We start from the raw sequence: 23878 nt of genomic DNA, 5'->3' as shown, positions 1-23878 counted from the left end.
CCCCTAACTTTCTATTTTTAAAGGTTTTTTAAGCGTGAAACGATTTTGCATGGCGTTAAAATCATGGCTTTCTATAAAAAATTTTAAGGCATTTTTGGCATGTTCAAATGCAGCGTTTTTTAAAGGCTCTTCGTTGTTGTGGAATTTTGAAAGCACATGCTCGGTGATATTGATCCCTTTAGAAATCCCCACTCTCAAGCGGTAATAAGAATTAGAACATAAGGCATCAATGGATTTTAGGCCGTTATGCCCCCCGTTCCCTCCGCCATTTTTAAATTTCACAACGCCTAAAGGTAAATCCAAGTCATCATGGACGATTAAAAGCTCTTTGGTTTTGTAAAAATTTTTAGTGCTTAAAACGCTCTCGCCGCTCAAATTCATGTAAGTTTGGGGCTTGAGTAAGATAAAATCCTTATAAACGCATAAATAAGCGTTGTGTTTGGGAGAAAAAGTGAAAGAAAGATCCAACTCGCTAACGAGTGAATCTAAAATATCAAAACCAGCGTTGTGTCTGGTGTGATCGTAACGCAAAGTAGGGTTGCCTAAACCCACTAAAAGCGTCATAACTTCAAATCACTTCGCTTTAATCACACCGATCACAGCGATAGAATCATGATCTAAGATCTTAACATTTTCGTGTTTTTCTAAATCGCGTACCAAAATAGACTCATTCACGTCTAAAGGGGCTACATCCACTAAGTAGTGATCGGGCAAATGCTCTGGAGCGCATTCCACGCTGATACGCTTTTTAGAGAGCATCAAAATCCCTTTATTTTTCAAGCCCACTGGAGTGCCTTGGTGTTTGACAGGGACTTTAAACTTAGACTTCACGCCCTTAGTAACAGCGAGTAAATCCACATGGATAAGCTCGTTAGTAACGGGGTTTTTTTGGTATTCTTGAACCACGACTTCAAAAGTCTTATCCCCTAATTTCACCGGGAAAATCAAATGCTTTTTTTCCTTAAGGTATTTAATGAAAGGGTTTAATTTGAACGCGCAATTCACGTTTTCAACACCCTTTCCATAAATATTTGCGATTAGATAGCCATCTTTTTTTAAAGCTTTAGCGTTAGCTTTAGTAATACTCTCTCTAATAACGCCTTCTAACATGTCAATCCTTTAAAATAAAATAAGGGCTTATTCTATCCAAAAAACCCTTAAAAATCAAAAACTGCTTAAAAGCTTTTCAAAGGATTGTTTGAACGCTATCAAGCCTTCTTTAAGGAGTTTTTGGGCGGTGTTTTCTAAATCAATGTTTTGCGCTTTTAATTCTTTTTTAAACGCTTCAATTTCTGTGATTTTTAAAGGGGTTTGACACTCGGTGTTTGGGTCAAGCAAATAAGCGTTTAGGGCGTCTAGGGGGGCTGTGTTGATAGAGTTTTTAAAACACAGCGCTTTAATGTAATAATCTTTAGCTAAAGAATTAGATTTAACGCCTGTGGACGCAAAAAGGGTGCTTATTAGCGTATTAGCATGCTGGTTGATTTGGTAATAGCACTCGGTAGCGTTCATGATCCCGCTTTGAGCTTGCAAGTTTTTTGGCACTAGTGGGTCTATTTCTTTGTCAAATCGTGAGACAAACACGCTAATGACCGCTCTCTTTCGCACTTCTTTGGCTAAGATTTGAGCGATTTCACTAGCAATTTTAGGCGAAAAGACTAGAGTTACATTAATGGGGATAGAGGCTTGAGCCAGAGCGCTAATGACTTCAAGACCGCTCTCGCTCGCCGGGACTTTAATCATCACATTAGGGCGGTTTAATGCTTTGAATAACCGCTTGGCTTCATCAATGCTTTTAATGGCATCATCTTCTAAAAAAGGGTCAATTTCTAGGCTAATGTAGCCATTATTAGGGTCTTTTTCATATAAAGGCATTAACGCACTAGAAGCTTGTAAAATATCCTTTAACGCCAAGGTTTCATAAATTTCTTTAGCTTTTTTGCCTTTGAGTTTAGCGATTTCATCTTGATAAAACGCGCTTTTTGTGATCGCTTCGCAAAACAAACTAGGGTTACTCGTCGCCCCACAAATAGCCCCCTTATTGATGAGCTTTAAAAAGTCGTTTTCTAAAAAATCCCTTTCTATAAAATCGCACCACAAACTGAATTCTTGCATGTTTTATCCTTGTTTTAAATTGAGATAATAATCTTTAACGACTTCTTGGTCGCTAAAAAAAATCGTTTTGTCTTTAAAGATTTGAATGTTTTCATCACCCTTGCCTAAAATCAACAACACCTCATCGTCTTTTAAATTTTCTAAAGCGTTTAAAATAGCCTTTTTTCGGTCTTTTTCTATAATGACTTTAGAAGAATCATTGATGCCTTTTAAAATATCCTTGATAATGTCTTCTTCATTCTCGCTTCTGGGGTTGTCTGAAGTTAAGATGATTTGATGCGCATAACAACTCGCTATCGCTCCCATTTTAGGGCGCTTGGTTTTATCCCTATCGCCCCCTGCTCCAAAAAGAGCGGTGATTTTTTGATTCTTAAAGCTTTCAAAAACTTGTTGCATGCCGTCTGTGGTGTGGGCAAAATCCACAACTACTAAAGGTTGAGAATGCACAATTTCCAAACGCCCCTTAACCCCATAAAAGTTTTCTAATAACGGCGTGATCGTTTCTAGAGGTAATTGAGTGAGTAATTTGACCCCTAAAACGCCCGCTAAGATATTATAAAGGTTGTAACGCCCTAAAAGGGGGGAATGGATGAGAACGATTTCTTTAAGATTAGGATCTCTTAAATTTTGTTGGTAGCATAAAGACGCGCTGATGGAGGGGTTGAGCGAAAAGGCTTGAACGTTTAAATGCGCTTTTTTATCCAGCGCGTAAGTGCGCGCGTTAATGGGGTTAAAAAGGGCGTTTGTTTCATCTCTGTTAATCACTTTCAAGCCCTCATCTTTAAAAAAGCTGTTTTTAATATCTCTGTAATTTTCTATATTTTGATGGAAATCTAAATGATCGCTTGTGATATTAGTGAGAATTTTAAGGGCGAAATCAAGCCCAGCGATGCGCTTTTGGACAATCGCATGGGAGCTCACTTCCATAATAAAGTATTCGCATTTTAAACGCACCGCTTCTTCTAAATCGCTATAAAGCTCTAAAAGAGTGGGCGTGGTCAAGCCCTTTTCTTTGATTTGTGTGTCGTTGATAAAAAACCCTCTTGTGCCTAAAAGAGCGGTCTTTTTATTCAAATCTAAGAGCAAGGAATACATCAAACTCGCTGTGGTCGTTTTACCATTAGTGCCAGTAATCCCTACAATTTTAATCTTAAAATCAAAGTAGTTTTTAAGCTCGTTAAAATCTAAAATAGCCAGGTTTTTTTCTGCAATTAAGGGGGCGTATTTTTCGTTTAAAGGCGTTTTGACAAAAAGGATTTCTTTAGGGTTTTCTAAAACTTCATGCGTGTTATCGCTCAAAAAAGAATAGGTGTGGTTTTGATAAGTCAGGGTTTTTTTAAGCTTCATTCTTTAAGCCTTATTGGATTTGAGAGCGTCTTCTAAAAGAGAACGCAAAAATTTATCGTAAATAAAAGAATCTTCATGCATGTTTTCAATGTAATTGATCGCTAATTCGTAATAGCCATAGTGGTTCAATTCTTTCAAAAATTCATAAAAATCCTCTTTATTGTCAAAAATCACCCTAGAGCTGAACATCAAATCTTCAAACGCTTCCTTAAAGCCGCGCTCCAAACTCAAGCGTTTGAAATCCGCATACAAAATGCCGTTCAACTCCTCGCCTTTTTGAGAAATTTGCGCATCAATCTTTTCAGCCATTTGGTTTAGCCCCTCATCAAAAGAAGCGATCAAATTGATGATTTGCTCTTCAGCCTGGTTTTTTAAACTCCGTTTTTGCATAGCGATCAAGCTTTGATACAATTCATAAAAGCTATGGGCTTCTTTAGGGAAATCCTTAGCGATGTCGCTTAATAACGCCCCCACTTTGGCTTTTTGGTTGTCTTTATCTAAAAACAACACTTCAGAAAAAAAGCGTAACGCTTCAGCGTAATGGGCTTGTTTGAACGCTAAAAAGCCATCTTTAATCAACGCTCGCTTTTTAAATTCATAATCAAACTTTTGCATGCCTATAATCCTTAAAGCTTATCAAACTCCTTAGCGTTTTCTAAGCACACCACTTCTAAATTGGGGTGGATATCCATTTTAAGCTGCCTTTCAATGACATTTTTTAAAGTGATTTTACTGCTAGAGCAAGTCTTACACGCTCCTTCTAAAGCCACATAAATTTTCATGCTTTTCACCCCTAGCACTTCAATATTGCCGCCATCTTTGAGCAAGTAAGGGCGGATCTTTTCTATTACAATACGCACCGGTTTTTGTAAATCTTCATCGCTAAATTCTATCATTTTTAAAAACCTTATTTTTAAAATTTTACTTTAAGATACCATATAATGAGCCATTTTTATCAAACAACGCTTTTTAAGAGTGGCTCAAGGGCTAATTGGATAGAATAGAGCCACTATTAGAATAAGGTTTTGATGACGATATGGAAATTAAAAACATCAAAGAGTTTGAAAAAGCTTCCAAAAAACTCCAAAAAGACACTTTAAAGATCGCTCTCGCTCTTTTGTTTCTCATCGGTGCCGCTTTGCTCGCTCTCATTTTTGGGCAGGCTAATTCTAAGGGATTGTTGCTTATTTTTGCGGCCGTGATTGGGGGGTATATGGCGATGAATATTGGCGCGAACGATGTGTCTAATAATGTCGGCCCTGCCGTAGGCTCTAAAGCCATTAGCATGGGCGGGGCGATTTTGATCGCTGCGATTTGTGAAATGCTTGGAGCGATCATTGCCGGGGGGGAAGTGGTTTCTACGATTAAGGGCCGTATCGTTTCGCCTGAATTTATTAATGATGCGCATGTTTTCATTAATGTCATGTTGGCTAGCCTTTTGAGTGGGGCGTTGTGGTTGCATGTGGCGACTTTAATAGGCGCTCCTGTTTCCACTTCACACTCTGTGGTGGGGGGGATTATGGGGGCTGGAATGGCAGCAGCTGGAATGTCTGCTATTAATTGGCATTTTTTATCAGGCATTGTGGCGAGTTGGGTAATCTCGCCTTTAATGGGAGCTTTGATAGCCATGTTTTTTTTAATGCTCATTAAAAAGACTATCGCTTATAAAGAAGATAAAAAGAGCGCGGCTTTAAAGGTCGTGCCTTATTTGGTAGCGTTGATGAGCTTAGCCTTTAGCTGGTATTTGATGGTTAAGGTTTTAAAACGACTCTATGCGGTGGGTTTTGAAATCCAACTGGCTTGCGGCTGTATCCTTGCGCTTTTAATCTTTATTCTTTTTAAAAGATTTGTGTTAAAGAAAGCCCCGCAATTAGAAAATAGCCATGAAAGCATTAATGAACTTTTCAATGTCCCTTTGATTTTTGCTGCTGCGCTTTTAAGCTTTGCACATGGGGCTAATGATGTGGCTAATGCTATAGGCCCACTAGCGGCCATCAGTCAAACTTTAGAAGATGCAAATAGCCCTATAGGGAGTACTTTAAGCTCTGTGCCGTTGTGGATTATGGTAGTGGGGGCAGCTGGGATCGCTTTAGGCTTGAGCTTGTATGGGCCAAAGCTCATTAAAACGGTGGGGTCTGAAATCACAGAATTAGACAAAATGCAAGCTTTTTGCATCGCGCTTTCAGCGGTCATTACCGTGCTTTTAGCCTCTCAATTAGGCTTACCGGTAAGCTCTACGCATATTGTGGTGGGCGCGGTGTTTGGGGTGGGCTTTTTAAGAGAGCGTTTAAGAGAGCAATCAAGAAGGCGTTTTGCTAGAATCAGAGACAACATTGTAGCGGCGCACTTTGGGGAAGATTTAGAAGAAATTGAAGGCTTTTTAGAGCGCTTTGATAAAGCCAATTTGAAAGAAAAATCGCTCATGCTAGAGAGCTTGAAAAAAAGCAAGAACACCGCTATCGCTTTGGAATTGAAAAAGAAAGAAAAAAAGTCGCTTAAAAAAGTGTATAAAGAAGAAGTGATCAAACGCTCCATTTTAAAAAAGATTGTTACCGCTTGGTTGGTAACCGTGCCGGTTTCTGCGCTTTTAGGCGCGCTTCTTTTTGTGGCTCTTGGTTTTATAGAAAAGTATTTCTAAGGTTTTAAAAGCTTGATTTTTTAAATATTTGCTAGATTAAACGCTAAAAATATTTAAAGTTAGGCTTAATCTTTTATGTTAAAATTCTAAGATTTTATATATTTTATATTTATCGTTAGGTTTTAGGTTTAAATCATGGGGAGGAATCAAGGAGCTTATTTGGATCCGTCTGAATCGATTTTGATGTTGATGGTTGCTTTTTTATTGGTGCTGTTGAACGCTTTTTTTGTGCTTTCAGAGTTTGCCCTTGTGAAAGTGCGTAAAACCCGCTTAGAAGAGCTGGTTAAAATCGGTAATTCCAACGCTAAACTCGCTTTAAAGATGAGTCAAAGACTGGACACTTATTTGAGCGCGACGCAGTTAGGCATCACCCTTTCTTCATTAGCTTTAGGCTGGGTGGGTGAGCCCGCTATCGCAAAATTGTTAGCCGCGTTGTTTGAGTCTATGGATTTGAGAGAAAATCCTATTTTCATCCATTCAATGAGCGTGGTCATAGCGTTTTTAAGCATCACTTTTTTGCATGTCGTGTTGGGCGAGATTGTGCCTAAATCTTTAGCGATCGCTAAATCTGAAAAAGCCACCCTTTTTGCCGCACGCCCTTTGCATGTGTTTTGGGTGGTGTTTTATCCGGTGGTGCGTTTGTTTGATGTGATCGCTCATTTTTTTTTGAAAAAGATGGGCGTCAATCCTAAAGAGCATGAGGGCATGCATTCTGAAGAAGAGTTAAAAATCATTGTGGGCGAGAGTTTGAGAGAGGGCATTATTGATTCAGTGGAGGGCGAAATCATTAAAAACGCGGTAGATTTTTCTGACACGAGCGCTAAAGAAATCATGACCCCACGAAAAGACATGGTGTGTTTGGACGAAGAAAACAGCTATGAAGAAAATATAGACATTGTTTTAAAAAGCCACTTCACGCGCTACCCTTATTGTAAAGGCTCTAAAGACAACATTATCGGCATGGTGCATATCAGAGACTTGCTTTCTCGCTCTATTTTTACCCCCAAAATGCATGATTTCAATCAAATCGTTAGGAAAATGATCATCGTCCCTGAAAGCGCGTCTATTTCTCAAATCCTTATTAAAATGAAAAAAGAGCAAATCCATACCGCTTTGGTGATTGATGAATACGGCGGCACGGCTGGGTTGCTCACTATGGAAGATATTATTGAAGAGATCATGGGCGAGATTAGCGACGAATACGATTTGAAACAAGAGGGCGTGAACAAGCTTGAAGAAGGCGTGTTTGAATTAGAGGGCATGCTGGATTTAGAAAGCGTAGAAGAAGTGCTTCATATCCAATTTGACAAAGAATGCGAGCAGGTAACGCTTGGGGGCTATGTTTTCAGCTTGTTAGAACGCATGCCTATGGAGGGGGATACAATCGTTTCGCATGGGTATGCTTTTGAAGTCTTAAGCGTGGATGGGGCTAGGATAAAACGCTTGAAAGCGGTTAAACAAGATCAGGGAGAAAATGAAGCATGAAAAAAACAACCCTCTTTGTATTGGGCTTATTATTCAATAACTCTTTAAACGCTGTTGATGGAGTTCCTAAAACCGATCTTTCTTCTTTGAATTTGGCTGAAGACAGCGTGCCTTTGAACCACCCTAACGCCCAAAAACTCTCTTTAAAAAACGCATGGAATAGGGTGTTGTCTAATCATGAAGGCTTGCATGCGCAAGAATACGCCATTAAACGAGCGAGCAAAATGAAATTAGCGGCTAAGCTTTCTTTTTTGCCTCAAATTGATTTGAGCGCGTTTTACGTGTATCTTTCTAACCCCATTAAAATGGATTTTGCCAGCCAAAAACAAGCGGGCGTGCAAAAAGCCACCAACCAGATCCATCAAGGCTTGCAAAACATCCAGCAAAATATCCCCCCTCAAGTATTAACCCCTCAAATCCAATCGGGTATACAAGGGGTGATGCAAGGTTTTGGGGCTTTGAGCAGCACTTTAGAAGCCCCCTTATTGTTTTCTAAGCAAAATGTGGTGATTGGGGCTTTGAGCATTATTTATCCCCTTTATATGGGTGGGGCAAGATTCACGATGGTGCGCATTGCGGATTTGATGCAAAAAGACGCTAATGAAGTGTATCGCTTGAAAAAGCTTTCCACTTTTCAAGAGCTTGTGAGCGTGTATTATGGCATGGTGTTAAACGCTGAAGTGTCTGAAACTTTAGAAGAGGTGGAAAAAGGCCATTACAAGCATTTCCAAAACGCTTTGAAAATGCAAAAAGTAGGGCAAATCGCTAGGGTAGAAACCTTAAGCGCTCAAGTGGCTTATGATAAGGCTCATATCGCTAGCGTTAAGGCTAAAGACGTGTTAGAGGTTTCGCAACTCTCATTCAATTCCATTTTATCTAGCAAGGACGATTTAGCGCCTTCAAGCAAATTAGAGATCCACACTGAGAAAAATCTGCCCGATCTGAGCTTTTTTGTTTCTTCCACGCTCAATTCCTACCCGGCTTTAAAAACTTTAGAAAACCAGGTTCAAATTTCTAAAGAAAACACGAAACTACAGATCGCTAAATTCTTGCCCCAAGTGCATTTTTTTGGCTCTTATCTCATGAAACAAAACAATTCGGTGTTTGAAGACATGATCCCTAATTGGTTTGTGGGCGTGGCCGGGCGTATGCCTATCCTTTCCCCCACAGGGCGCATTCAAAAATACCAAGCGAGCAAATTAGCCGAGTTACAGGTGAATAGCGAGCAAATCCAAGCTAAAAAAAACATGGAATTGCTAGTGAATAAGACTTATAAAGAGACGCTTTCTTATTTGAAAGAATACAAAAGCTTGCTTTCTAGCGTGGAATTAGCTAAGGAAAATTTAAAACTCCAAGAGCAGGCTTTTTTACAAGGCTTAAGCACCAACGCTCAAGTCATTGATGCGAGGAACACGCTTTCTTCTATCATTGTGGAGCAAAAAAGCGTGGCTTATAAATACATTGTTTCATTAGCGAATTTAATGGCGTTAAGCGATCACATTGATTTATTTTATGAATTTGTTTATTAAAGGAAAAAATCATGTCAAACAGCATGTTGGATAAAAATAAAGCGATTCTTACAGGGGGTGGGGCTTTATTGTTAGGGCTAATCGTGCTTTTTTATTTGGCTTATCGCCCTAAGGCTGAAGTGTTACAAGGGTTTTTGGAAGCCAGGGAATACAGCGTGAGCTCTAAAGTCCCTGGCCGCATTGAAAAGGTGTTTGTTAAAAAAGGCGATCACATTAAAAAGGGCGATTTGGTTTTTAGCATTTCTAGCCCTGAATTAGAAGCCAAGCTCGCTCAAGCTGAAGCCGGGCATAAAGCCGCTAAAGCGCTTAGCGATGAAGTGAAAAGAGGCTCAAGAGATGAAACGATCAATTCTGCGAGGGATGTTTGGCAAGCGGCAAAATCCCAAGCGAATTTGGCTAAAGAGACTTATAAGCGCGTTCAAGATTTGTATGACAATGGCGTGGCGAGTTTGCAAAAGCGCGATGAAGCCTATGCGGCTTATGAAAGCACCAAATACAACGAGAGCGCGGCTTACCAAAAGTATAAAATGGCTTTAGGGGGGGCGAGTTCTGAAAGCAAGATTGCCGCTAAGGCTAAAGAGAGTGCGGCTCTAGGGCAAGTGAATGAAGTGGAGTCTTATTTAAAAGACGTCAAAGCCCTAGCCCCTATTGATGGGGAAGTGAGTAATGTGCTTTTAAGCGGTGGCGAGCTTAGCCCTAAGGGTTTTCCTGTGGTGCTCATGATAGATTTAAAGGATAGTTGGTTAAAAATCAGCGTGCCTGAAAAGTATTTGAACGAGTTTAAAGTGGGTAAGGAATTTGAAGGCTATATCCCAGCGTTGAAAAGAAGCGCGAAATTCAGGGTCAAATATTTGAGCGTGATGGGGGATTTTGCGACCTGGAAAGCGACGAATAATTCCAACACTTACGACATGAAAAGCTATGAAGTGGAGGCCATACCCTTAGAAGAGTTGGAAAACTTTAGGGTGGGGATGAGCGTGTTGGTTACCATTAAACCTTAAAAAGGATTGTTTTGTTCAGATTGATAAGCGCATGGGTTTTACAAGACAAGTTCTTGTTTATCGTGTGTTTTATATTGCCTTTTTGTTTAGGGGTTTTAGGCACGCAAATCTTTAAACAAGAAACCCCAAGACAGCTCCCTATCGTGGTGGTGGATTTGGATAAGACCTCTACAAGCCATCAAGTGGCGTTTGAATTGGGCGCAACGAGCGCGGTTGAAATCAAGTACCAAGTGGCTAGCCTTTTAGAAGCCAAACGCTTTTTAAATTCCGCTGAAGCGTATGGGGCGTTGGTTTTGCCTAGAGATTTAGAGAAAAAAATCAAAATGGGGCGAAAGGTGGATTTGCCCTTTTATTATAACGCTGAGTATGTTTTAGTGGGCAAAACGCTCAAAAACGCCTTTTTGCAAACCGCTTTGACCTTAGACACTAAAACCTTAGCCACCAAAGCTTTAGTGCGAGATTCCAATTTGATTTCCGCTAAAGCCCAAGCAATGCCTATTGTTTTGAAATTGCATGCCCTATACAATGAAGAAAACAATTACACGCAATACCTTTTAAGCGTGATGCTGCCTTGCATGTGGCTCATTTTTATTGCGATTGGCATGCTCAATTTCATTCAAAAAATCTCTAACATGCGAGAGCTTTTAATCAGTATTGTAGCGAATGCGTGCGTGTTTAGCTTTTGGGGGATGGGCATGGCGTTTTATTTTAATCTCATTGGCATGGAGGGGCATTATGCACACTTGTCATTGGTCTTTTTAGCGGTAGTCTTGATGACGCTCATTATGAGCGGGTTTGTGGTGTTGGTTTATGGCGTTTCAAAAAGCGCTATTGAAACCGCTGGTGCGATTGGGGTCTATACCGCTCCAAGCTTTGCGTTTGCTGGGGTGACTTACCCGCAAAACAACATGGAAATTTTTGGGAGTTTTTGGAGCCATTGCTTGCCTATTAGCCATTTTATGAAGTTCTTTTTACAAGAGGCTTATTATAAGACGGAATTTAGAGAGTCTTTAAATTCGTTAATGCCGCTTGTGTTCTTTTTAATCTTTTTAGCTTTAGGGCTTTTGATTTTTTATTTTTCTTTTAAAAAAGACAAGGCTAGCGCATGAATTTTTTTAAAATCCTTTTAATGGAATTAAGAGCCATTGTTTCTCATAAAGGCGTTTTATTAATCCTTATAGGCGCTCCTTTAATCTATGGCTTATTATACCCTTTGCCTTATTTAAGAGATATTGTAACGCAGCAAAAAATCGCCCTTGTAGATGAAGACAACTCCTTTCTTTCTAGGCAATTAGCCTTCATGGCGCAAAGCTCCAACGAGTTAGAAATCGCTTTTTTTAGCCCCTCTATGCTGGAAGCTAAAAAGCTTTTAAAAGAAGAAAAAATTTATGGGATCTTGCATATCCCTTCGCATTTTGAAGCCAATATTTATAAACAAGTGCCTGTAACGATAGATTTTTATGCGAACGCCAATTACTTTTTGATTTATGGCGCGTTAGCGAATGCGGTGGTGGGGAGCATCAACGCTTTAAATGATGAAATAAGGTTCAAACGCAACGCCCAAATAGAAGAAGCTGAATTAGGGACAGATGGGATTAAAATCAGGCCTATCGCTTTGTATAACCCTAGTGAGGGGTATTTGAATTACGCGCTCTCTAGCGTGTTTATTTTCATTTTGCACCAGGTGATGCTCATTGCAAGCAGCATGTTTACTAGCTCCAGGCGTTTGGAATTGGCCCTTTTAGACAAAAAGCAAATCGCTTTAAGGCTGTGTGCAAGACTCTTGGTGTTTATGGCAGCGTTTAGCGTTTTTGTTTTATGGTATTTTGGGGCGCTGTTTTCTTTTTATGGGATCGAACGGCATGGAAGCGCTTTAATGGTGTTTTTGAATAGCTTGATTTTCATGCTTGCAACCTTGAGTTTGGGGTCGTTTTTAGGCGCATGGATTAAAAATGAAGCCCACACCACTCAAATCGTTTTGATTTCTTCTTTGCCCTTGATCTTTATGATGGGTTTTGTGTGGCCTTTTGAATCCTTGCCCTCTTATTTACAGGTTTTTGTTCAAATAGTGCCTGCTTATCATGGGATCAGTTTGTTAGGGCGATTGAATCAAATGCATGCGGAATTTATAGATGTTTCTGTGCATTTTTATGCGCTTATTGCGATTTTTATCGTGAGTTTTATAGGGTGCGTATTCAAACTCAGCTCTTTAAAGAAAGCTTGTGAAAACGCTTAAAAACCTCATCACCTCCAAGCACCAGACTAAAGCATCTCGCTTTTTAGGCTATCTCATGCCCTTTAGCGATTTTGAAAAAACCCTCACGGCTTTGAAAAAAGAGCATTTTAAAGCCGCGCATTTTGTAACGGCGTTCCGCTATTCTTTAGAGGGCAAAATCACGGAGGGTTTTAGCGATGATGGCGAGCCTAAAGGGAGTTCAGGCATGCCTATGCTTAGCGTTTTAAGGCGAGAGGATTTAATCAATATAGGATTAGTGAGCGTGCGTTATTTTGGAGGCACGCTTTTAGGGGTGGGGGGCTTGATGAAGGCTTATGCCACTAGCGCGTTATTGTGCGTAGAAAACGCTCAAAAAGAAAACGCTTTGAAGGATTTTGTGGAGTTGGAAACTTTAAGCGCTCATTATTCTTACAAAGAATTAGACGCTCTTCAGCGTGAAATTAAGAAATTTAGCTTACAATTAAGCAAAAAGAATTTTTCAAACCAAAGCGTGGAAGTGGAAATCAGCGGCGAAAGAGAAAATTTGCAAGCGTTTTTACAGCAAAATAAGATAAATTAGGGAGAGTGGTATGGGATTTTTGAGTGGGTATTTTTTATGGGTTAAGGCTTTCCATGTGATAGCGGTCATTTCGTGGATGGCGGCGTTATTTTATTTACCGCGCCTTTTTGTCTATCATGCAGAAAATGCGCATAAAAAAGAGTTTGTAGGAGTGGTTAAAATCCAAGAAAAAAAGCTCTATTCCTTTATCGCTTCGCCGGCTATGGGTTTCACGCTTATTACAGGGATTTTAATGCTGTTGATAGAGCCAACGCTTTTTAAAAGTGGGGGTTGGTTGCATGCTAAATTGGCTTTAGTGGTTTTACTTTTAGCCTATCATTTTTATTGCAAAAAATGCATGCGCGAGTTGGAAAAAGACCCCACAAGAAGAAACGCAAGGTTTTATCGTGTGTTTAATGAGGCGCCCACGATTTTAATGATCCTCATTGTGATTTTAGTGGTTGTCAAGCCTTTTTAAAGACCAATCATGAAAAAAGAAAATCGCCTTAAGCAAGAAAAAATCATCAACATGTTTGATGATATAGCCAGCTCTTACGATCAAGCCAACCGCTTGATGAGTTTTGGTTTAGATGTTAAATGGCGCCAAAGGGCTTGCGAGCATGCGTTTTTGTTTTTGGAGAATAAAAAAGCGTTAAGGCTTGTGGATGTGGCATGCGGGACTGGGGATATGCTTGTGGCTTGGCAAAAAAGCGCTCTCAATTGCGGCATAGAGTTTAAGGAATGTTTGGGGATTGACCCCTCTAATAACATGCTTGAATTAGCCATTAAAAAATGCGAAGAGCTTGAAAACAAAGCTTCTTTCATCCAAGCTCAAGCCAAAGATTTAAAGGGCGTTGAAAATAACAGCGTGGATATCCTCTCCATTGCGTATGGCTTGCGTAATATCGTGGAAAGACAAGAGGCTTTAAAAGAGTTTTTTAGGGTGTTAAAGCCTAGGGGCGTTTTAGTGATTTTAGAATTTTTAAAAAAAGACAACCCCACATGGCTGGATAAAATCTCAGGGTTTTACACGAATAAGGTTTTGCCTTTAGTGGGAGGGGCTATCAGTAAGAATTATGGCGCTTATTCTTATTTACCGCAATCCATTGAGGGGTTTTTGAGTTTGGAGGGTTTGAAATTTGAATTGAAAAACGTAGGGTTTGAGATTTTAAGGACTGAAGATTCTATCGCTCAAATTTCAACGACCATGCTTGTTAAAAAAAGCTAAAGGAATGTCATGCAAGATGAATTATTTGAAACCGAAAAAATCCCCCCAAAAAACACTAAAAACGCCAAAAACGCCCTTAAAAAAAGCTTTGAAGAGCATGTTCATTCCCTAGAGCAAGCCATAGATCGCTTGAATGATCCTAACTTGTCCTTAAAAGACGGGATGGATTTGTATAAAACGGCCATGCAAGAGTTGGTTTTGGCTCAAAAGCTTTTAGAAAACGCTTATTTGGAGTATGAAAAACTCCAAACGCCAGACAAAAAGGCTTAAAGGATGCGAGTGTTTGCTTTGCAGTTAGAGTCTTTTAAAGAAACCCTCATGCAATCCTTATTCAACTCCATACCCGAGCGAAGCGTAATCGTGTTGCCTGAATACGTGATCAACCCCTTTTTCCACCATAACATGGGATTGGATGTGAATGAAATCAGCAATCAGTCCAAGCGAGCGGTTGAGTTTTTATCGCAAAAATGCGAAGAGTTAGACTTAATTGTCTCGGCCCCGGTGCTTTTAGAAGAACATTCTAAAATCTATAAAAAAATCGCCCTCATTTCTAAAGAAAGCGTGAAGTATTACACGCAACAACGCTTAATCCCCTATCCTCATTGGGATGAAGAAAGCTTTTTTGACAATGAAAAAAGCGCTTTTAAAGAATTGCTCGTGTTTGAAAGAGACGGCTTGAAATTCTCCCCTATGTTTGGCTTTGAAGCGCATTTTGATGAAATATGGGTTCAAGCTAAAAATCAGGGCGTGGATGTGGTGCTTTTAAGCAGCGTGGCCACTTTTGAATCCAATGAAAGGTGGCGGCTTTTGTGCCAGATGCGCGCTTTTTGCGCTTCTTGCGTGGTGGTTAGGGCTAATAGGATCGGAGCGTATCGCCAAATCCTTGTAGAAGAAGATCAAAAAAACGAATTTTTGTGGAAATTTTATGGGGATAGTTTTGTGGCCTTGCCTAATGGCGCTATTGAAGATTCTTTAGAGGGTAAAATGGGGGCTTTGAACGCTCAAATAGATAAAAACGATATAGACGAATGGGCTAAATTGTGGCATTTTAGAACGATTAAAGAGGGTTGAATGATTGATAGAAAACTTTTATTGCAAGATTTTGACAAGATGGCTCTTTCTTTAAAAAAGCGTAACGATGCGATGGGTGATGAGTTGGAGCGTTTGCGCGAAGTCATCACGCATTATAAAAAACAGCTCATTGAATTAGAAAGCTTGCAGGCCTTTCAAAACAAGGTTTCTAAAGAATTTGGTATTAAAATGGCTCAAAAAATGGATACAAGCGATCTCAAAAAAGAGCTAGAAAACAATAAAATCAAATTGAATGAGCTTTCCAAAAGCGTGGGCGAAGCAGAACAAGAAATGGATTTAAAGCTTTCCATAATCCCTAATTTAGTGGATGAAAAAACCCCTTTAGGTGCGAATGAAGAAGACAACATAGAAATTAAAAAAATCTTAACCCCCAGGGTTTTCACTTTCAAACCCAAAGAGCATTTTGAACTCGCTCAACAAAACGGTTGGATTGATTTTGAAAGCGGCGTGAAACTCGCTAAAAGCCGTTTTTCGGTCATTAGGGGTTTTGGGGCTAAAATTTATCGCGCGCTCATTCATTTAATGTTAGATTTTAATGAAAAAAATGGCTTTGAAATCGTCTACACGCCGGCGTTAGTGAATGAAAAAATGCTTTTTGGGACTGGGCAATTACCCAAATTCAAAGAAGATGTTTTCAAAATAGAAAATGAAAATTTGTATTTAATCCCCACCGCTGAAGTAACGCTCACTAATCTATACAACGACACCATTATTAGCGTTGAAAACCTCCCCATTAAAATGACCGCGCACACGCCTTGTTTTAGGAGCGAAGCAGGGAGTGCGGGCAAGGACACAAGGGGGATGATAAGACAGCACCAATTTGATAAAGTAGAGCTTGTGGCTATCACGCACCCTAAAGAAAGCGATGTCATGCAAGAGCATATGCTAGAGAGCGCGAGCGAAATTTTAAGGGCTTTGGAATTACCGCACCGGTTCGTGCAATTGTGCAGTGGGGATTTAGGCTTTAGCGCGAGCAACACGATAGACATTGAAGTGTGGTTGCCCGGGCAAAATTGCTACAGAGAAATCAGCTCCGTGTCTAACACGAGGGATTTTCAAGCTAGGCGCGCTAAAATCCGCTTCAAAGAAAATCAAAAAAACCAATTAGCGCACACCTTAAACGGCTCTTCTTTAGCGGTAGGCAGGACGATGGTCGCTTTAATGGAAAACCACCAGCAAGCGGATGGGAGCATTCACATTCCTAAGGCGTTAGAAAAATACCTTTAAGGCTAGTTTGTGCTGAATGAAGAGCAAAATTCATTAGAAGAAAAAGGGGGCGAAAACAAAAACGAAAAAGAAACCCCCCTAAAGGGCATTCATTCTAAAATCCCCTCTTTGAAGCAGGCTTTAGAGCAGACGCTCAATAAAATCAAAAGCTCTAAAGAGTTTTTCAAACAGCTTTCACGCAATAAAAAAAAGCTTTATATCGCGCTTGGAATATTGCTTTCACTCATCGCGCTCATTGTAATTTTGGGCTTGTTACTAGGGCATAAAAAAGAAAACAAACAAACTTCTTTACAAACTAATACCGCCACCACCAATAACGAAACGCCTAATAACACCAACAACGCTAACAACGCGCAAGCCGAGGGGCAAATAGAGAATTTAGACTTACCCGATCTAATCGGCAAGGACTCCCTCAAACGAAGCGATGAGAATCAAGTGGATGCGATGATGAAAAAAGCGAGCCTTTTGTATGAGCAAGGGCAAAAAGATGAAGCTTTGCATTTGTTTGACAAGGCCGCTTCTTTTTCGCAAGGGATTGCGAGCCATAATTTAGGGGTGATTAAGTTTAAGGAAAAGGATTTTAATGGGGCGTTGGATTTGTTTGATTCTAGCATCGCTTCTAAAGAAAACGCGAGCGTGAGCGCGATTGATGCGTTAGTGAGCGCTTATCATTTGCAAGATGAGGATTTATATTATCATTATCTAAAAATTGCGAGAGACACTTTGTATAAAGACTATAAAAAATCTTTTTATTCCTACGCTTACGCGCTCAAATCCTATTACGCCGGGGAGTATTTTGAAGCCCTTTCGCCTTTAATGCACCCTAATTCCAACGCTTTTTTAAAGCCTAACGCGCGCTTAGCGTCTAAATTGTTTTTGATGTTTAAAGATGAAACGAACGCTTACAAGCAATTACAAAAAAGCGCGAACGCCCAAGATGAGCTTGCTTTAGGGCTTTTGCAGGCGCGTTTGGGCCATTACAAGCAGGCTTTGGAGCATTTGCAGCATTATTTGCACAACTACCCTAGAGATTTAAACGCTTTGATGGCTTTGGAATTAGTGAGTTTGAAAAAAGGCGACATCCTTAAAGCGAGCGAAGCCTTAAAATTAGCCAGCCACACCAAAGAAGACACGCTATTAGCCAACTCTTTTTACCCCATCAAGCCCACGATAAACCCTGTTTTTTTGGATAAAGAAAGGGCCAAAGAGCGTTTTTGGAACACGCAATATTTTGAAGGTAAAAGGGATTTTATCTACCGCTTGCTGTTTTATTACGCTCCTTTTAAGGTTTTAGACTCTAAAGAAACCTTAGGCGTGATTGAAGAGGGGCTGTTTCTTTTGGATTCTGAAGCGCAAAAGGATTTAGAGGGGGCAAGCCTTGCTTTTAAAAGGGGGCGTTTGATGGCGATAGCGGATAAAAACGCGCTCAAAGGGCTGAAAGCGTTAGAAAACAAGCAGTTAAAAAAAGCCCTTTCTTTTTTTGATTTGTCTTTAAAAAATAGCCCCAATAACGCGCTCCTCCATTATAATACGGGCTTGATTTATGCGCAATTAGAAAATTACCACAAAGCTTATTTCCATTTTTTAAGGGCTTTCCATTTGAATTCTGCGGATTATTTGAGCGCGGTTTTTGCGATTTTAGCCTCGCATTTCACCCACGAAGACACCACGGAGTTTTTAAGAGAAATCACAGAGAATTTTTATAGTCAGGATTTTTCTAGTCCCACGCAAAAAGCTTTACTCTCTTCGCTCATCGCTTATTTGAATTACCGCACCAATTGGGATATGGACTGGCTTAAAAACGCCCCTAAAAAACTCCCTTTTTATTACGCGCTAGAAGCGGTGTTCGCTAAAGAGAGCAAGGATAAAAAATTGATGGTGCAATCTTTTGGGCATTTAAAAAAAATGCTCCCTAAAGATCTCATCTCTAATATTTTTTATGAAATCGTTTCGTATTACGATGCGAGCATCCGGCACACTTTAAGCATTTACACCCTTTTAGATTCGCATAAAATCAGTTGGGATCAAACCATGCAAGGGCCCATTTTGGGGCGTCATTTCTACACCTACATGGGATTTATGGTCAATGATTTGGATCATCAAGAAAGATTATTAGAGCAAAAAATCGCCAGTTTAGAAGAAGGCGAAGCCCCTGACGATTGGTTAGAAAATTTAGCGCTAGTGAGTTTGTTTCAAGGCCAGTATGAAAAAGCGGGCGCGTTGTATCAAAACTTAATTAGCGATCTTAAGGACAATGAGACGCGTTTAAAAATCCTAGCGGGTTTGACTTATATCGCACAGAATAATTACAATAACGCCGCTTTATGGCTAGAGCTTGGGAAATTAGACGATCCGAATAATGAAAATATCCGTTACGCTTTAGGGTTGTTGTATCAAAGAAAAGGGGACTTGAAATCAGCGTTAAACCATTTTTTAGCCATTAAAACCTCTGATTTTTCGTCGCCTTATTTTGATTTTGAAATTGATGCCAACCTTTTGAAAGAGCGTTTGAGTCAAGAAAAAAAGGGCGAGTTTTTAGAATGATGGATTTTGAAAAAAGCATTTTAGGCAATTTGAACGGAGCGCAAAAAATCGCCGCAAGCCACATTCAAGGGCCATTGCTCATTTTAGCGGGAGCTGGGAGCGGTAAGACTAAGACTTTAACGAGCCGTTTAGCGTATTTGATTGGCGTTTGTGGCGTGCCTAGCGAGAACACTTTAACGCTCACTTTCACCAATAAAGCGAGTAAAGAAATGCAAGAAAGGGCTTTGAAATTATTGAACAATCAAGCGTTTATCCCCCCCTTGCTTTGCACTTTCCATCGTTTTGGTTTGCTGTTTTTAAGGCAACACATGAATCTTTTAAAAAGGGCGTGCGATTTTTCGGTGTTAGATAGCGATGAAGTCAAAACGCTGTGCAAGCAGCTCAAAATTTCAAACTTTAGAGCCAATATTTCTCAAATCAAAAACGGCATGATGGATTTGAGCATGCAAGATAGCGAATGCTATAAAGCGTATGAGCTTTATCAAAACGCGCTCAAAAAAGACAATTTAGTGGATTTTGACGATTTGCTTTGTTTAAGCCTTAAGATTTTACAAGATAATGAAAAACTCGCCAAAGAGACCAGCGAACGCTACCATTACATCATGGTAGATGAATACCAAGACACGAACGCCTTGCAATTAGAATTTTTAAAACAATTGAGTTGCACGCACCATAATTTGTGCGTGGTGGGCGATGACGATCAGAGCATTTATGGGTTTAGGGGGGCTGATATTTCTAACATTTTAAATTTTTCCAAGCATTTTAAAGGGGCTAAAATAGTGAAATTAGAGACCAACTACCGCTCCAGCGCTGAAATCTTAGCGTGCGCCAATTCCCTCATCAGCCATAACCAACACCGCCACATTAAAACGCTTCAAAGTTTCAAAGGCTCGCATAAAAGCGTGGTTTGTAAGGAATACCCCACGCAAAAAGAAGAGAGCCTGGATGTGGCTTATCAAATCAAAGCCTTTTTAAAGAAGGGCGAGAATTTAGAAAATATCGCTATTTTGTACCGCTTAAACGGGCTTAGTCGCAGCATTGAAGAGAGCTTGAACGCTTTGAATATCCCTTATAGGCTCATTGGGGCGGTGAGTTTCTATGAAAGAGCTGAGGTTAAAGACGCTTTGGCACTCATGCATGTAGTGGCTAAAAAAGACGATCGCTTTTTTATTAAGCGCGTTTTAAACAAACCTCCAAGAGGCCTTGGCAAGATCACTCAAGAATGGATTTTTTCTCTTTTAGATGATGGGGGTTTGAATTTAGAAGAGGCGCTAAAACTTGGGGCGTTTAAAGACAAACTCAACCCTAAAAACGAATACGCTTTAAAGAAATTCACCGCTATGATAGGGCGTTTGAGGGAGGCTTTTGAAATTTCAGTAGAGAAGTTTTGCGCTCAGTTTTTAGAAGAGACCAACCTTTTAAAAAGCTATGAAAAAGAAGACAATTACGAAGAAAGAGAGGGCTTTGTTAAAGAGCTTTTAAGTTTAGTGAAAGAGCATTTTAAAACTAACCCCACGCATTCTTTATTGGATTTTTTGAATGAAAGCGTGTTAGATGTCCATAATACAGAAAACGTGCAAAAAGTGAGCTGCATGAGCGTGCATATGAGTAAGGGATTAGAGTTTAAGCATGTGTTTGTGATCGGGTTAGAAGAAGGGTTTTTCCCGCATAGGGGGTTCAATCAAGAAAGCGATTTAGAAGAAGAAAGACGCTTGGCTTACGTAGCGATCACTAGGGCTAAAGAAGGATTGCAACTTTCTTATGTCAAAGAGCGTTCGTATTTTGGGAGGAAAATTTCTTGCTCGCCCTCTGTGTTTTTAGAAGAAGCCAAGCTGCTCCAACAAGAAAAACCCCCTAAACAAAATCACCAAAAAAACACGCCCATTAAAGTGGGGGATTTGGTCAAACATAAGATTTTTGGCACCGGTAGGGTTTTAGGCGTAGAAAAAGGCTTGAGCGGTTTGTGCTTGAAAATCAATTGCGGAGGGAATGTCTATGATAAAATCTCAGAAAAATTTGTAGAAAAAGTGGATAACGGGTTTTGAAAATTTTAATCCTTTTTTTTATCTGTTTAAACGCGCTATTCGCCCTGGATTCAAACGCGCTTAAAGCAGAAATTAAAGAAGCTTACCTTAAAGAATACAAAGACTTAAAATTAGAAATTGAAACCATTAACTTAGAAATCCCGGAGCGTTTTTCTCACGCTCCCATTTTAAGCTATGAATTAAACGCTTCTAACAAGCTTAAAAAAGATGGGGTCGTGTTTTTAAAATTGGAAAATGAGCCTAATTTACGCCTACCGGTGCGTTATAGCGTGATAGGCAGCATGCAGGCTTTTAAAAGCATAGGAGCGATTAAAAAAGACGAGAACATCACCGCTAACAACACTCAAAAAGAGCGCGTTTTGTTTGGTGCGCTTTCTAACCCCTTATTAGAGGGCGCGATCGATAAAGTGAGCGCGAAACATTTTATCCCCCCTGACACGCTTTTAAGCGCAGACAAAACCCAAGCTTTAATCATCGTGCGTAAAAACGACATCATCACCGGGGTATATGAAGAGGGGCAAATCAGCATAGAAATAAGCCTAAAAGCCCTAGAAAATGGCACGCTCCATCAAGTCATTCAAGCGAAAAATTTAGAAAGCAATAAAATCTTAAAAGCGAAAGTGTTGAGCAGCTCTAAAGCGCAAATCTTATAAAGGATATTCATGAAATTAGTTTTAGGCATCAGCGGGGCGAGCGGGATACCCCTAGCCTTGCGGTTTTTAGAGAAATTACCCAAAGAAATTGAAGTTTTTGTCGTGGCGTCTAAAAACGCACATGTCGTGGCGTTAGAAGAATCGAATATCAACCTTAAAAACGCCATGAAAGATTTACGGCCTGGCGCGACTTTTTTTAACGAGCAAGACATTCATGCGAGCATCGCCTCAGGGAGTTATGGCATCCATAAAATGGCGATCATTCCGGCGAGCATGGACATGGTGGCTAAAATTGCGCATGGCTTTGGGGGGGATTTGATCTCTAGGAGTGCCTCTGTGATGCTTAAAGAAAAGCGCCCCTTACTCATTGTCCCTAGAGAAATGCCTTTAAGCGCTATCATGTTGGAAAATTTGCTCAAACTCGCCCATTCTAATGCGATCATCGCGCCGCCGGTGATGACTTATTACACCCAGAGCAAGACTTTAGAAGCGATGCAAGATTTTTTAGTGGGGAAGTGGTTTGACAGCTTGGGGATAGAAAATGACTTATACCCACGATGGGGAATGAACTGATGCAAAAAATCGGCATTTACCCAGGCACTTTTGATCCGGTCACTAACGGGCATATAGACATTATCCATCGATCCAGCGAATTGTTTGAAAAGCTCATTGTCGCTGTGGCGCACTCAAGCGCTAAAAACCCCATGTTTAGTTTAGATGAGCGCTTAAAAATGATGCAACTCGCCACTAAAAGTTTTACAAATGTAGAATGCGTGGCGTTTGAAGGGCTGTTAGCCAACCTGGCTAAAGAGTATCATTGTAAGGTGTTAGTTAGGGGCTTAAGGGTGGTGAGCGATTTTGAATACGAATTGCAAATGGGCTATGCGAACAAATCCTTAAACCACGAATTAGAAACCTTGTATTTCATGCCCACTTTGCAAAACGCTTTCATAAGCTCTTCTATCGTGCGATCCATTATCGCGCATAAGGGCGATGCGAGCCATTTAGTGCCTAAAGAAATTTATCCTTTGATTTCAAAGGCTTAAAATGTATGTGGTGTTAGAAGGCGTTGATGGCGCGGGCAAAAGCACTCAAGTAGAATTATTAAAAACCAGGTTTAAAAACGCCCTTTTTACCAAAGAGCCAGGGGGGACAAGAATGGGCGAGAGTTTAAGGCGTATCGCTTTAAATGAAAATATTAGCGAATTGGCTAGAGCGTTTTTGTTTTTAAGCGATAGGGCTGAGCATACAGAAAGCGTGATAAAACCGGCATTGAAAGAAAAAAGACTCATCATTAGCGACAGGAGTTTAATCTCTGGCATGGCTTATAGCGAGTTTTCAAGCTTGGAATTAAACCTGCTTGCCACTCAAAGCATCTTGCCTACAAAAATCGTTCTTTTAGTGATAGATGAAGAGGGCTTAAAACAGCGCTTAAGCCTTAAAAGTTTAGACAAAATAGAAAACCAAGGCACAGAGAAATTACTCACCATCCAGCAAAAGCTCAAAACTCACGCTTATGCGTTACAAGAAAAATTCGGGTGCGAAGTTTTGGAACTAAACGCCAAAGAAAGCGTTAAAAACTTGCACGAGAAAATCGCCGCTTTTATAAAATGCGTTGTTTAACCTGTTTGAAGCTTTCTTTCAAACCCCTTTGCAAAAATTGCTTGAACGATTTGCCCTTAAGCTTAAAAGTAAGGGTTTTAGAGGGCGTGAGCGTGTATAGTTTTTACGCTTATAGCGAAATAGAAGAGCTCATTAAAAGCAAATACGCGCTGATTGGATCTCGCATTTTGCCCTTGCTTTCTCAAAAAGCCGGAACGGAATTTGTGAAAATCCTGCAAGAACAAGGCTTGAATATTCCCCTTTATGGCATCGCCATTGATGATAAAATCAAATCCTTTTACTCGCATTCAGCCGCGCTTTTAAAAGGCTTTTGTCAAGGCAATTTAAAACCCACTTACGGGCGTTTAAGGGCTAATAATGCTGTTTCGTATGCCGGGAAAAGCTTAGAATTTCGCACTAACAACCCACGGGATTTCACTTTCAAAGGCGATGAGAATTTAGATTATTTTTTATTAGATGACATTATCACCACCGGCACCACCCTAAAAGAAGCCCTAAAATACCTTAAAGCTTTAAACATTAAAGCGCACTTTGCGATCGCGCTTTGCAGCGCGGATGAATGAGTTATAATTTTATT

At 40.1% G+C, this 23878-nt stretch carries 25 protein-coding genes; 19 read left to right on the top strand and 6 right to left on the bottom strand.

The window, feature by feature from the left end; all coding sequences use genetic code 11:
- Positions 1–3 precede the first annotated feature (3 nt).
- The 6 genes from pth to AYS37_RS07110 are packed head-to-tail and all read right to left on the bottom strand — an operon-like array spanning position 4 to position 4358.
- Complete coding sequence (pth, locus tag AYS37_RS07135; RefSeq protein WP_000174021.1) at positions 4–564, bottom strand: aminoacyl-tRNA hydrolase; 561 nt, start codon at positions 562–564, stop codon at positions 4–6.
- A 9-nt stretch (positions 565–573) separates the two neighbouring features.
- The gene (locus AYS37_RS07130; protein WP_000889309.1) at positions 574–1110 is read right to left on the bottom strand and encodes a 50S ribosomal protein L25/general stress protein Ctc; all 537 of its coding nucleotides are present in this window, start codon (positions 1108–1110) and stop codon (positions 574–576) included.
- 54 nt (positions 1111–1164) lie between these two features.
- Positions 1165–2115 (bottom strand): transaldolase, encoded by a 951-nt coding sequence (tal, locus tag AYS37_RS07125; protein WP_001155083.1) that lies wholly within the window; start codon positions 2113–2115, stop codon positions 1165–1167.
- 3 nt (positions 2116–2118) lie between these two features.
- Positions 2119–3462 (bottom strand): UDP-N-acetylmuramoyl-L-alanyl-D-glutamate--2,6-diaminopimelate ligase, encoded by a 1344-nt coding sequence (locus AYS37_RS07120; RefSeq protein WP_000768789.1) that lies wholly within the window; start codon positions 3460–3462, stop codon positions 2119–2121.
- 3 nt (positions 3463–3465) lie between these two features.
- Positions 3466–4077, bottom strand: a complete 612-nt coding sequence (locus AYS37_RS07115; RefSeq protein WP_001168564.1) for a hypothetical protein — start codon at positions 4075–4077, stop codon at positions 3466–3468.
- 11 nt (positions 4078–4088) lie between these two features.
- Entirely contained in the window at positions 4089–4358 is a 270-nt protein-coding gene (locus AYS37_RS07110; RefSeq protein ID WP_000569296.1) for a NifU family protein, read from the bottom strand.
- 140 nt (positions 4359–4498) lie between these two features.
- Between AYS37_RS07110 and AYS37_RS07105 the strand changes: the two genes are divergently transcribed.
- From AYS37_RS07105 to AYS37_RS07015, 19 genes are all read left to right on the top strand, one after another.
- A complete protein-coding gene (locus AYS37_RS07105) occupies positions 4499–6100 on the top strand; it encodes an inorganic phosphate transporter (RefSeq protein WP_000403648.1) in 1602 nt (533 codons plus the stop codon).
- 135 nt (positions 6101–6235) lie between these two features.
- Positions 6236–7585, top strand: a complete 1350-nt coding sequence (locus tag AYS37_RS07100; protein ID WP_000533333.1) for a hemolysin family protein — start codon at positions 6236–6238, stop codon at positions 7583–7585.
- Entirely contained in the window at positions 7582–9114 is a 1533-nt protein-coding gene (locus AYS37_RS07095; RefSeq protein ID WP_000753979.1) for a TolC family protein, read from the top strand. The genes AYS37_RS07100 and AYS37_RS07095 overlap by 4 nt, the downstream gene beginning before the upstream one ends.
- Positions 9115–9125: 11 nt before the next feature.
- Positions 9126–10115 carry an HlyD family secretion protein gene (locus AYS37_RS07090; protein WP_000071813.1) on the top strand — a complete coding sequence of 330 codons (990 nt, stop codon included), beginning with the start codon at positions 9126–9128 and terminating at the stop codon, positions 10113–10115.
- Positions 10116–10135: 20 nt separating this feature from the next.
- Entirely contained in the window at positions 10136–11224 is a 1089-nt protein-coding gene (locus tag AYS37_RS07085; RefSeq protein WP_025445983.1) for an ABC transporter permease, read from the top strand.
- Positions 11221–12351, top strand: coding sequence for an ABC transporter permease (locus AYS37_RS07080; protein WP_001008925.1), 1131 nt, complete (start codon positions 11221–11223; stop codon positions 12349–12351). The genes AYS37_RS07085 and AYS37_RS07080 overlap by 4 nt, the downstream gene beginning before the upstream one ends.
- Entirely contained in the window at positions 12338–12910 is a 573-nt protein-coding gene (locus AYS37_RS07075) for a YigZ family protein (RefSeq protein WP_000854233.1), read from the top strand. Before AYS37_RS07080 ends, AYS37_RS07075 begins: the two co-directional genes overlap by 14 nt.
- Before the next feature lie 10 nt (positions 12911–12920).
- Positions 12921–13367: a protoporphyrinogen oxidase HemJ gene (hemJ, locus tag AYS37_RS07070; protein ID WP_000506514.1), complete on the top strand. Its 447-nt coding sequence runs from the start codon at positions 12921–12923 to the stop codon at positions 13365–13367.
- Positions 13368–13376: 9 nt separating this feature from the next.
- Entirely contained in the window at positions 13377–14117 is a 741-nt protein-coding gene (gene ubiE / locus AYS37_RS07065; RefSeq protein ID WP_000712015.1) for a bifunctional demethylmenaquinone methyltransferase/2-methoxy-6-polyprenyl-1,4-benzoquinol methylase UbiE, read from the top strand.
- Between the two features lie 9 nt (positions 14118–14126).
- The gene (locus tag AYS37_RS07060; RefSeq protein WP_001150338.1) at positions 14127–14387 is read left to right on the top strand and encodes an exodeoxyribonuclease VII small subunit; all 261 of its coding nucleotides are present in this window, start codon (positions 14127–14129) and stop codon (positions 14385–14387) included.
- Positions 14388–14390: 3 nt separating this feature from the next.
- Positions 14391–15188: a carbon-nitrogen hydrolase family protein gene (locus AYS37_RS07055; protein ID WP_001263134.1), complete on the top strand. Its 798-nt coding sequence runs from the start codon at positions 14391–14393 to the stop codon at positions 15186–15188.
- Positions 15189–16436, top strand: coding sequence for a serine--tRNA ligase (serS, locus tag AYS37_RS07050; protein WP_000567087.1), 1248 nt, complete (start codon positions 15189–15191; stop codon positions 16434–16436).
- Positions 16437–16445: 9 nt separating this feature from the next.
- On the top strand, positions 16446–18980 hold the full coding sequence (locus tag AYS37_RS07045) for a tetratricopeptide repeat protein (RefSeq protein WP_000931111.1): 2535 nt from the start codon (positions 16446–16448) through the stop codon (positions 18978–18980).
- The gene (gene uvrD / locus AYS37_RS07040; RefSeq protein ID WP_001874776.1) at positions 18980–21025 is read left to right on the top strand and encodes a DNA helicase UvrD; all 2046 of its coding nucleotides are present in this window, start codon (positions 18980–18982) and stop codon (positions 21023–21025) included. Before AYS37_RS07045 ends, uvrD begins: the two co-directional genes overlap by 1 nt.
- Complete coding sequence (gene flgA / locus AYS37_RS07035; RefSeq protein ID WP_000697635.1) at positions 21022–21678, top strand: flagellar basal body P-ring formation chaperone FlgA; 657 nt, start codon at positions 21022–21024, stop codon at positions 21676–21678. Before uvrD ends, flgA begins: the two co-directional genes overlap by 4 nt.
- A gap of 9 nt (positions 21679–21687) precedes the next feature.
- The gene (locus tag AYS37_RS07030) at positions 21688–22251 is read left to right on the top strand and encodes a UbiX family flavin prenyltransferase (protein WP_000780102.1); all 564 of its coding nucleotides are present in this window, start codon (positions 21688–21690) and stop codon (positions 22249–22251) included.
- Positions 22251–22724 (top strand): pantetheine-phosphate adenylyltransferase, encoded by a 474-nt coding sequence (gene coaD, locus AYS37_RS07025; RefSeq protein ID WP_001169246.1) that lies wholly within the window; start codon positions 22251–22253, stop codon positions 22722–22724. Before AYS37_RS07030 ends, coaD begins: the two co-directional genes overlap by 1 nt.
- 1 nt (position 22725) lies before the next feature.
- A complete protein-coding gene (gene tmk, locus AYS37_RS07020; protein WP_000289717.1) occupies positions 22726–23301 on the top strand; it encodes a dTMP kinase in 576 nt (191 codons plus the stop codon).
- Entirely contained in the window at positions 23289–23864 is a 576-nt protein-coding gene (locus AYS37_RS07015) for a ComF family protein (RefSeq protein ID WP_001203548.1), read from the top strand. The genes tmk and AYS37_RS07015 overlap by 13 nt, the downstream gene beginning before the upstream one ends.
- Positions 23865–23878 lie beyond the last annotated feature (14 nt).

It is taken from the genome of Helicobacter pylori NQ4053, from assembly GCF_000274605.1.
In the GTDB taxonomy this organism is placed as follows: Bacteria; Campylobacterota; Campylobacteria; order Campylobacterales; family Helicobacteraceae; genus Helicobacter; species Helicobacter pylori_CV.
Note: the sequence above shows the minus strand (reverse complement) of the source record. Positions and strands in the feature narration are given on the sequence as shown.

Coding starts and splice junctions, on each gene's coding strand:
- pth (WP_000174021.1), bottom strand. CDS start 564: ATGACGCTTTTAGTGGGTTTAGGCAACCCTACTTTGCGTTACGATCAC.
- AYS37_RS07130 (WP_000889309.1), bottom strand. CDS start 1,110: ATGTTAGAAGGCGTTATTAGAGAGAGTATTACTAAAGCTAACGCTAAA.
- tal (WP_001155083.1), bottom strand. CDS start 2,115: ATGCAAGAATTCAGTTTGTGGTGCGATTTTATAGAAAGGGATTTTTTA.
- AYS37_RS07120 (WP_000768789.1), bottom strand. CDS start 3,462: ATGAAGCTTAAAAAAACCCTGACTTATCAAAACCACACCTATTCTTTT.
- AYS37_RS07115 (WP_001168564.1), bottom strand. CDS start 4,077: ATGCAAAAGTTTGATTATGAATTTAAAAAGCGAGCGTTGATTAAAGAT.
- AYS37_RS07110 (WP_000569296.1), bottom strand. CDS start 4,358: ATGATAGAATTTAGCGATGAAGATTTACAAAAACCGGTGCGTATTGTA.
- AYS37_RS07105 (WP_000403648.1), top strand. CDS start 4,499: ATGGAAATTAAAAACATCAAAGAGTTTGAAAAAGCTTCCAAAAAACTC.
- AYS37_RS07100 (WP_000533333.1), top strand. CDS start 6,236: ATGGGGAGGAATCAAGGAGCTTATTTGGATCCGTCTGAATCGATTTTG.
- AYS37_RS07095 (WP_000753979.1), top strand. CDS start 7,582: ATGAAAAAAACAACCCTCTTTGTATTGGGCTTATTATTCAATAACTCT.
- AYS37_RS07090 (WP_000071813.1), top strand. CDS start 9,126: ATGTCAAACAGCATGTTGGATAAAAATAAAGCGATTCTTACAGGGGGT.
- AYS37_RS07080 (WP_001008925.1), top strand. CDS start 11,221: ATGAATTTTTTTAAAATCCTTTTAATGGAATTAAGAGCCATTGTTTCT.
- hemJ (WP_000506514.1), top strand. CDS start 12,921: ATGGGATTTTTGAGTGGGTATTTTTTATGGGTTAAGGCTTTCCATGTG.
- ubiE (WP_000712015.1), top strand. CDS start 13,377: ATGAAAAAAGAAAATCGCCTTAAGCAAGAAAAAATCATCAACATGTTT.
- AYS37_RS07060 (WP_001150338.1), top strand. CDS start 14,127: ATGCAAGATGAATTATTTGAAACCGAAAAAATCCCCCCAAAAAACACT.
- AYS37_RS07055 (WP_001263134.1), top strand. CDS start 14,391: ATGCGAGTGTTTGCTTTGCAGTTAGAGTCTTTTAAAGAAACCCTCATG.
- serS (WP_000567087.1), top strand. CDS start 15,189: ATGATTGATAGAAAACTTTTATTGCAAGATTTTGACAAGATGGCTCTT.
- uvrD (WP_001874776.1), top strand. CDS start 18,980: ATGGATTTTGAAAAAAGCATTTTAGGCAATTTGAACGGAGCGCAAAAA.
- AYS37_RS07030 (WP_000780102.1), top strand. CDS start 21,688: ATGAAATTAGTTTTAGGCATCAGCGGGGCGAGCGGGATACCCCTAGCC.
- coaD (WP_001169246.1), top strand. CDS start 22,251: ATGCAAAAAATCGGCATTTACCCAGGCACTTTTGATCCGGTCACTAAC.
- tmk (WP_000289717.1), top strand. CDS start 22,726: ATGTATGTGGTGTTAGAAGGCGTTGATGGCGCGGGCAAAAGCACTCAA.
- AYS37_RS07015 (WP_001203548.1), top strand. CDS start 23,289: ATGCGTTGTTTAACCTGTTTGAAGCTTTCTTTCAAACCCCTTTGCAAA.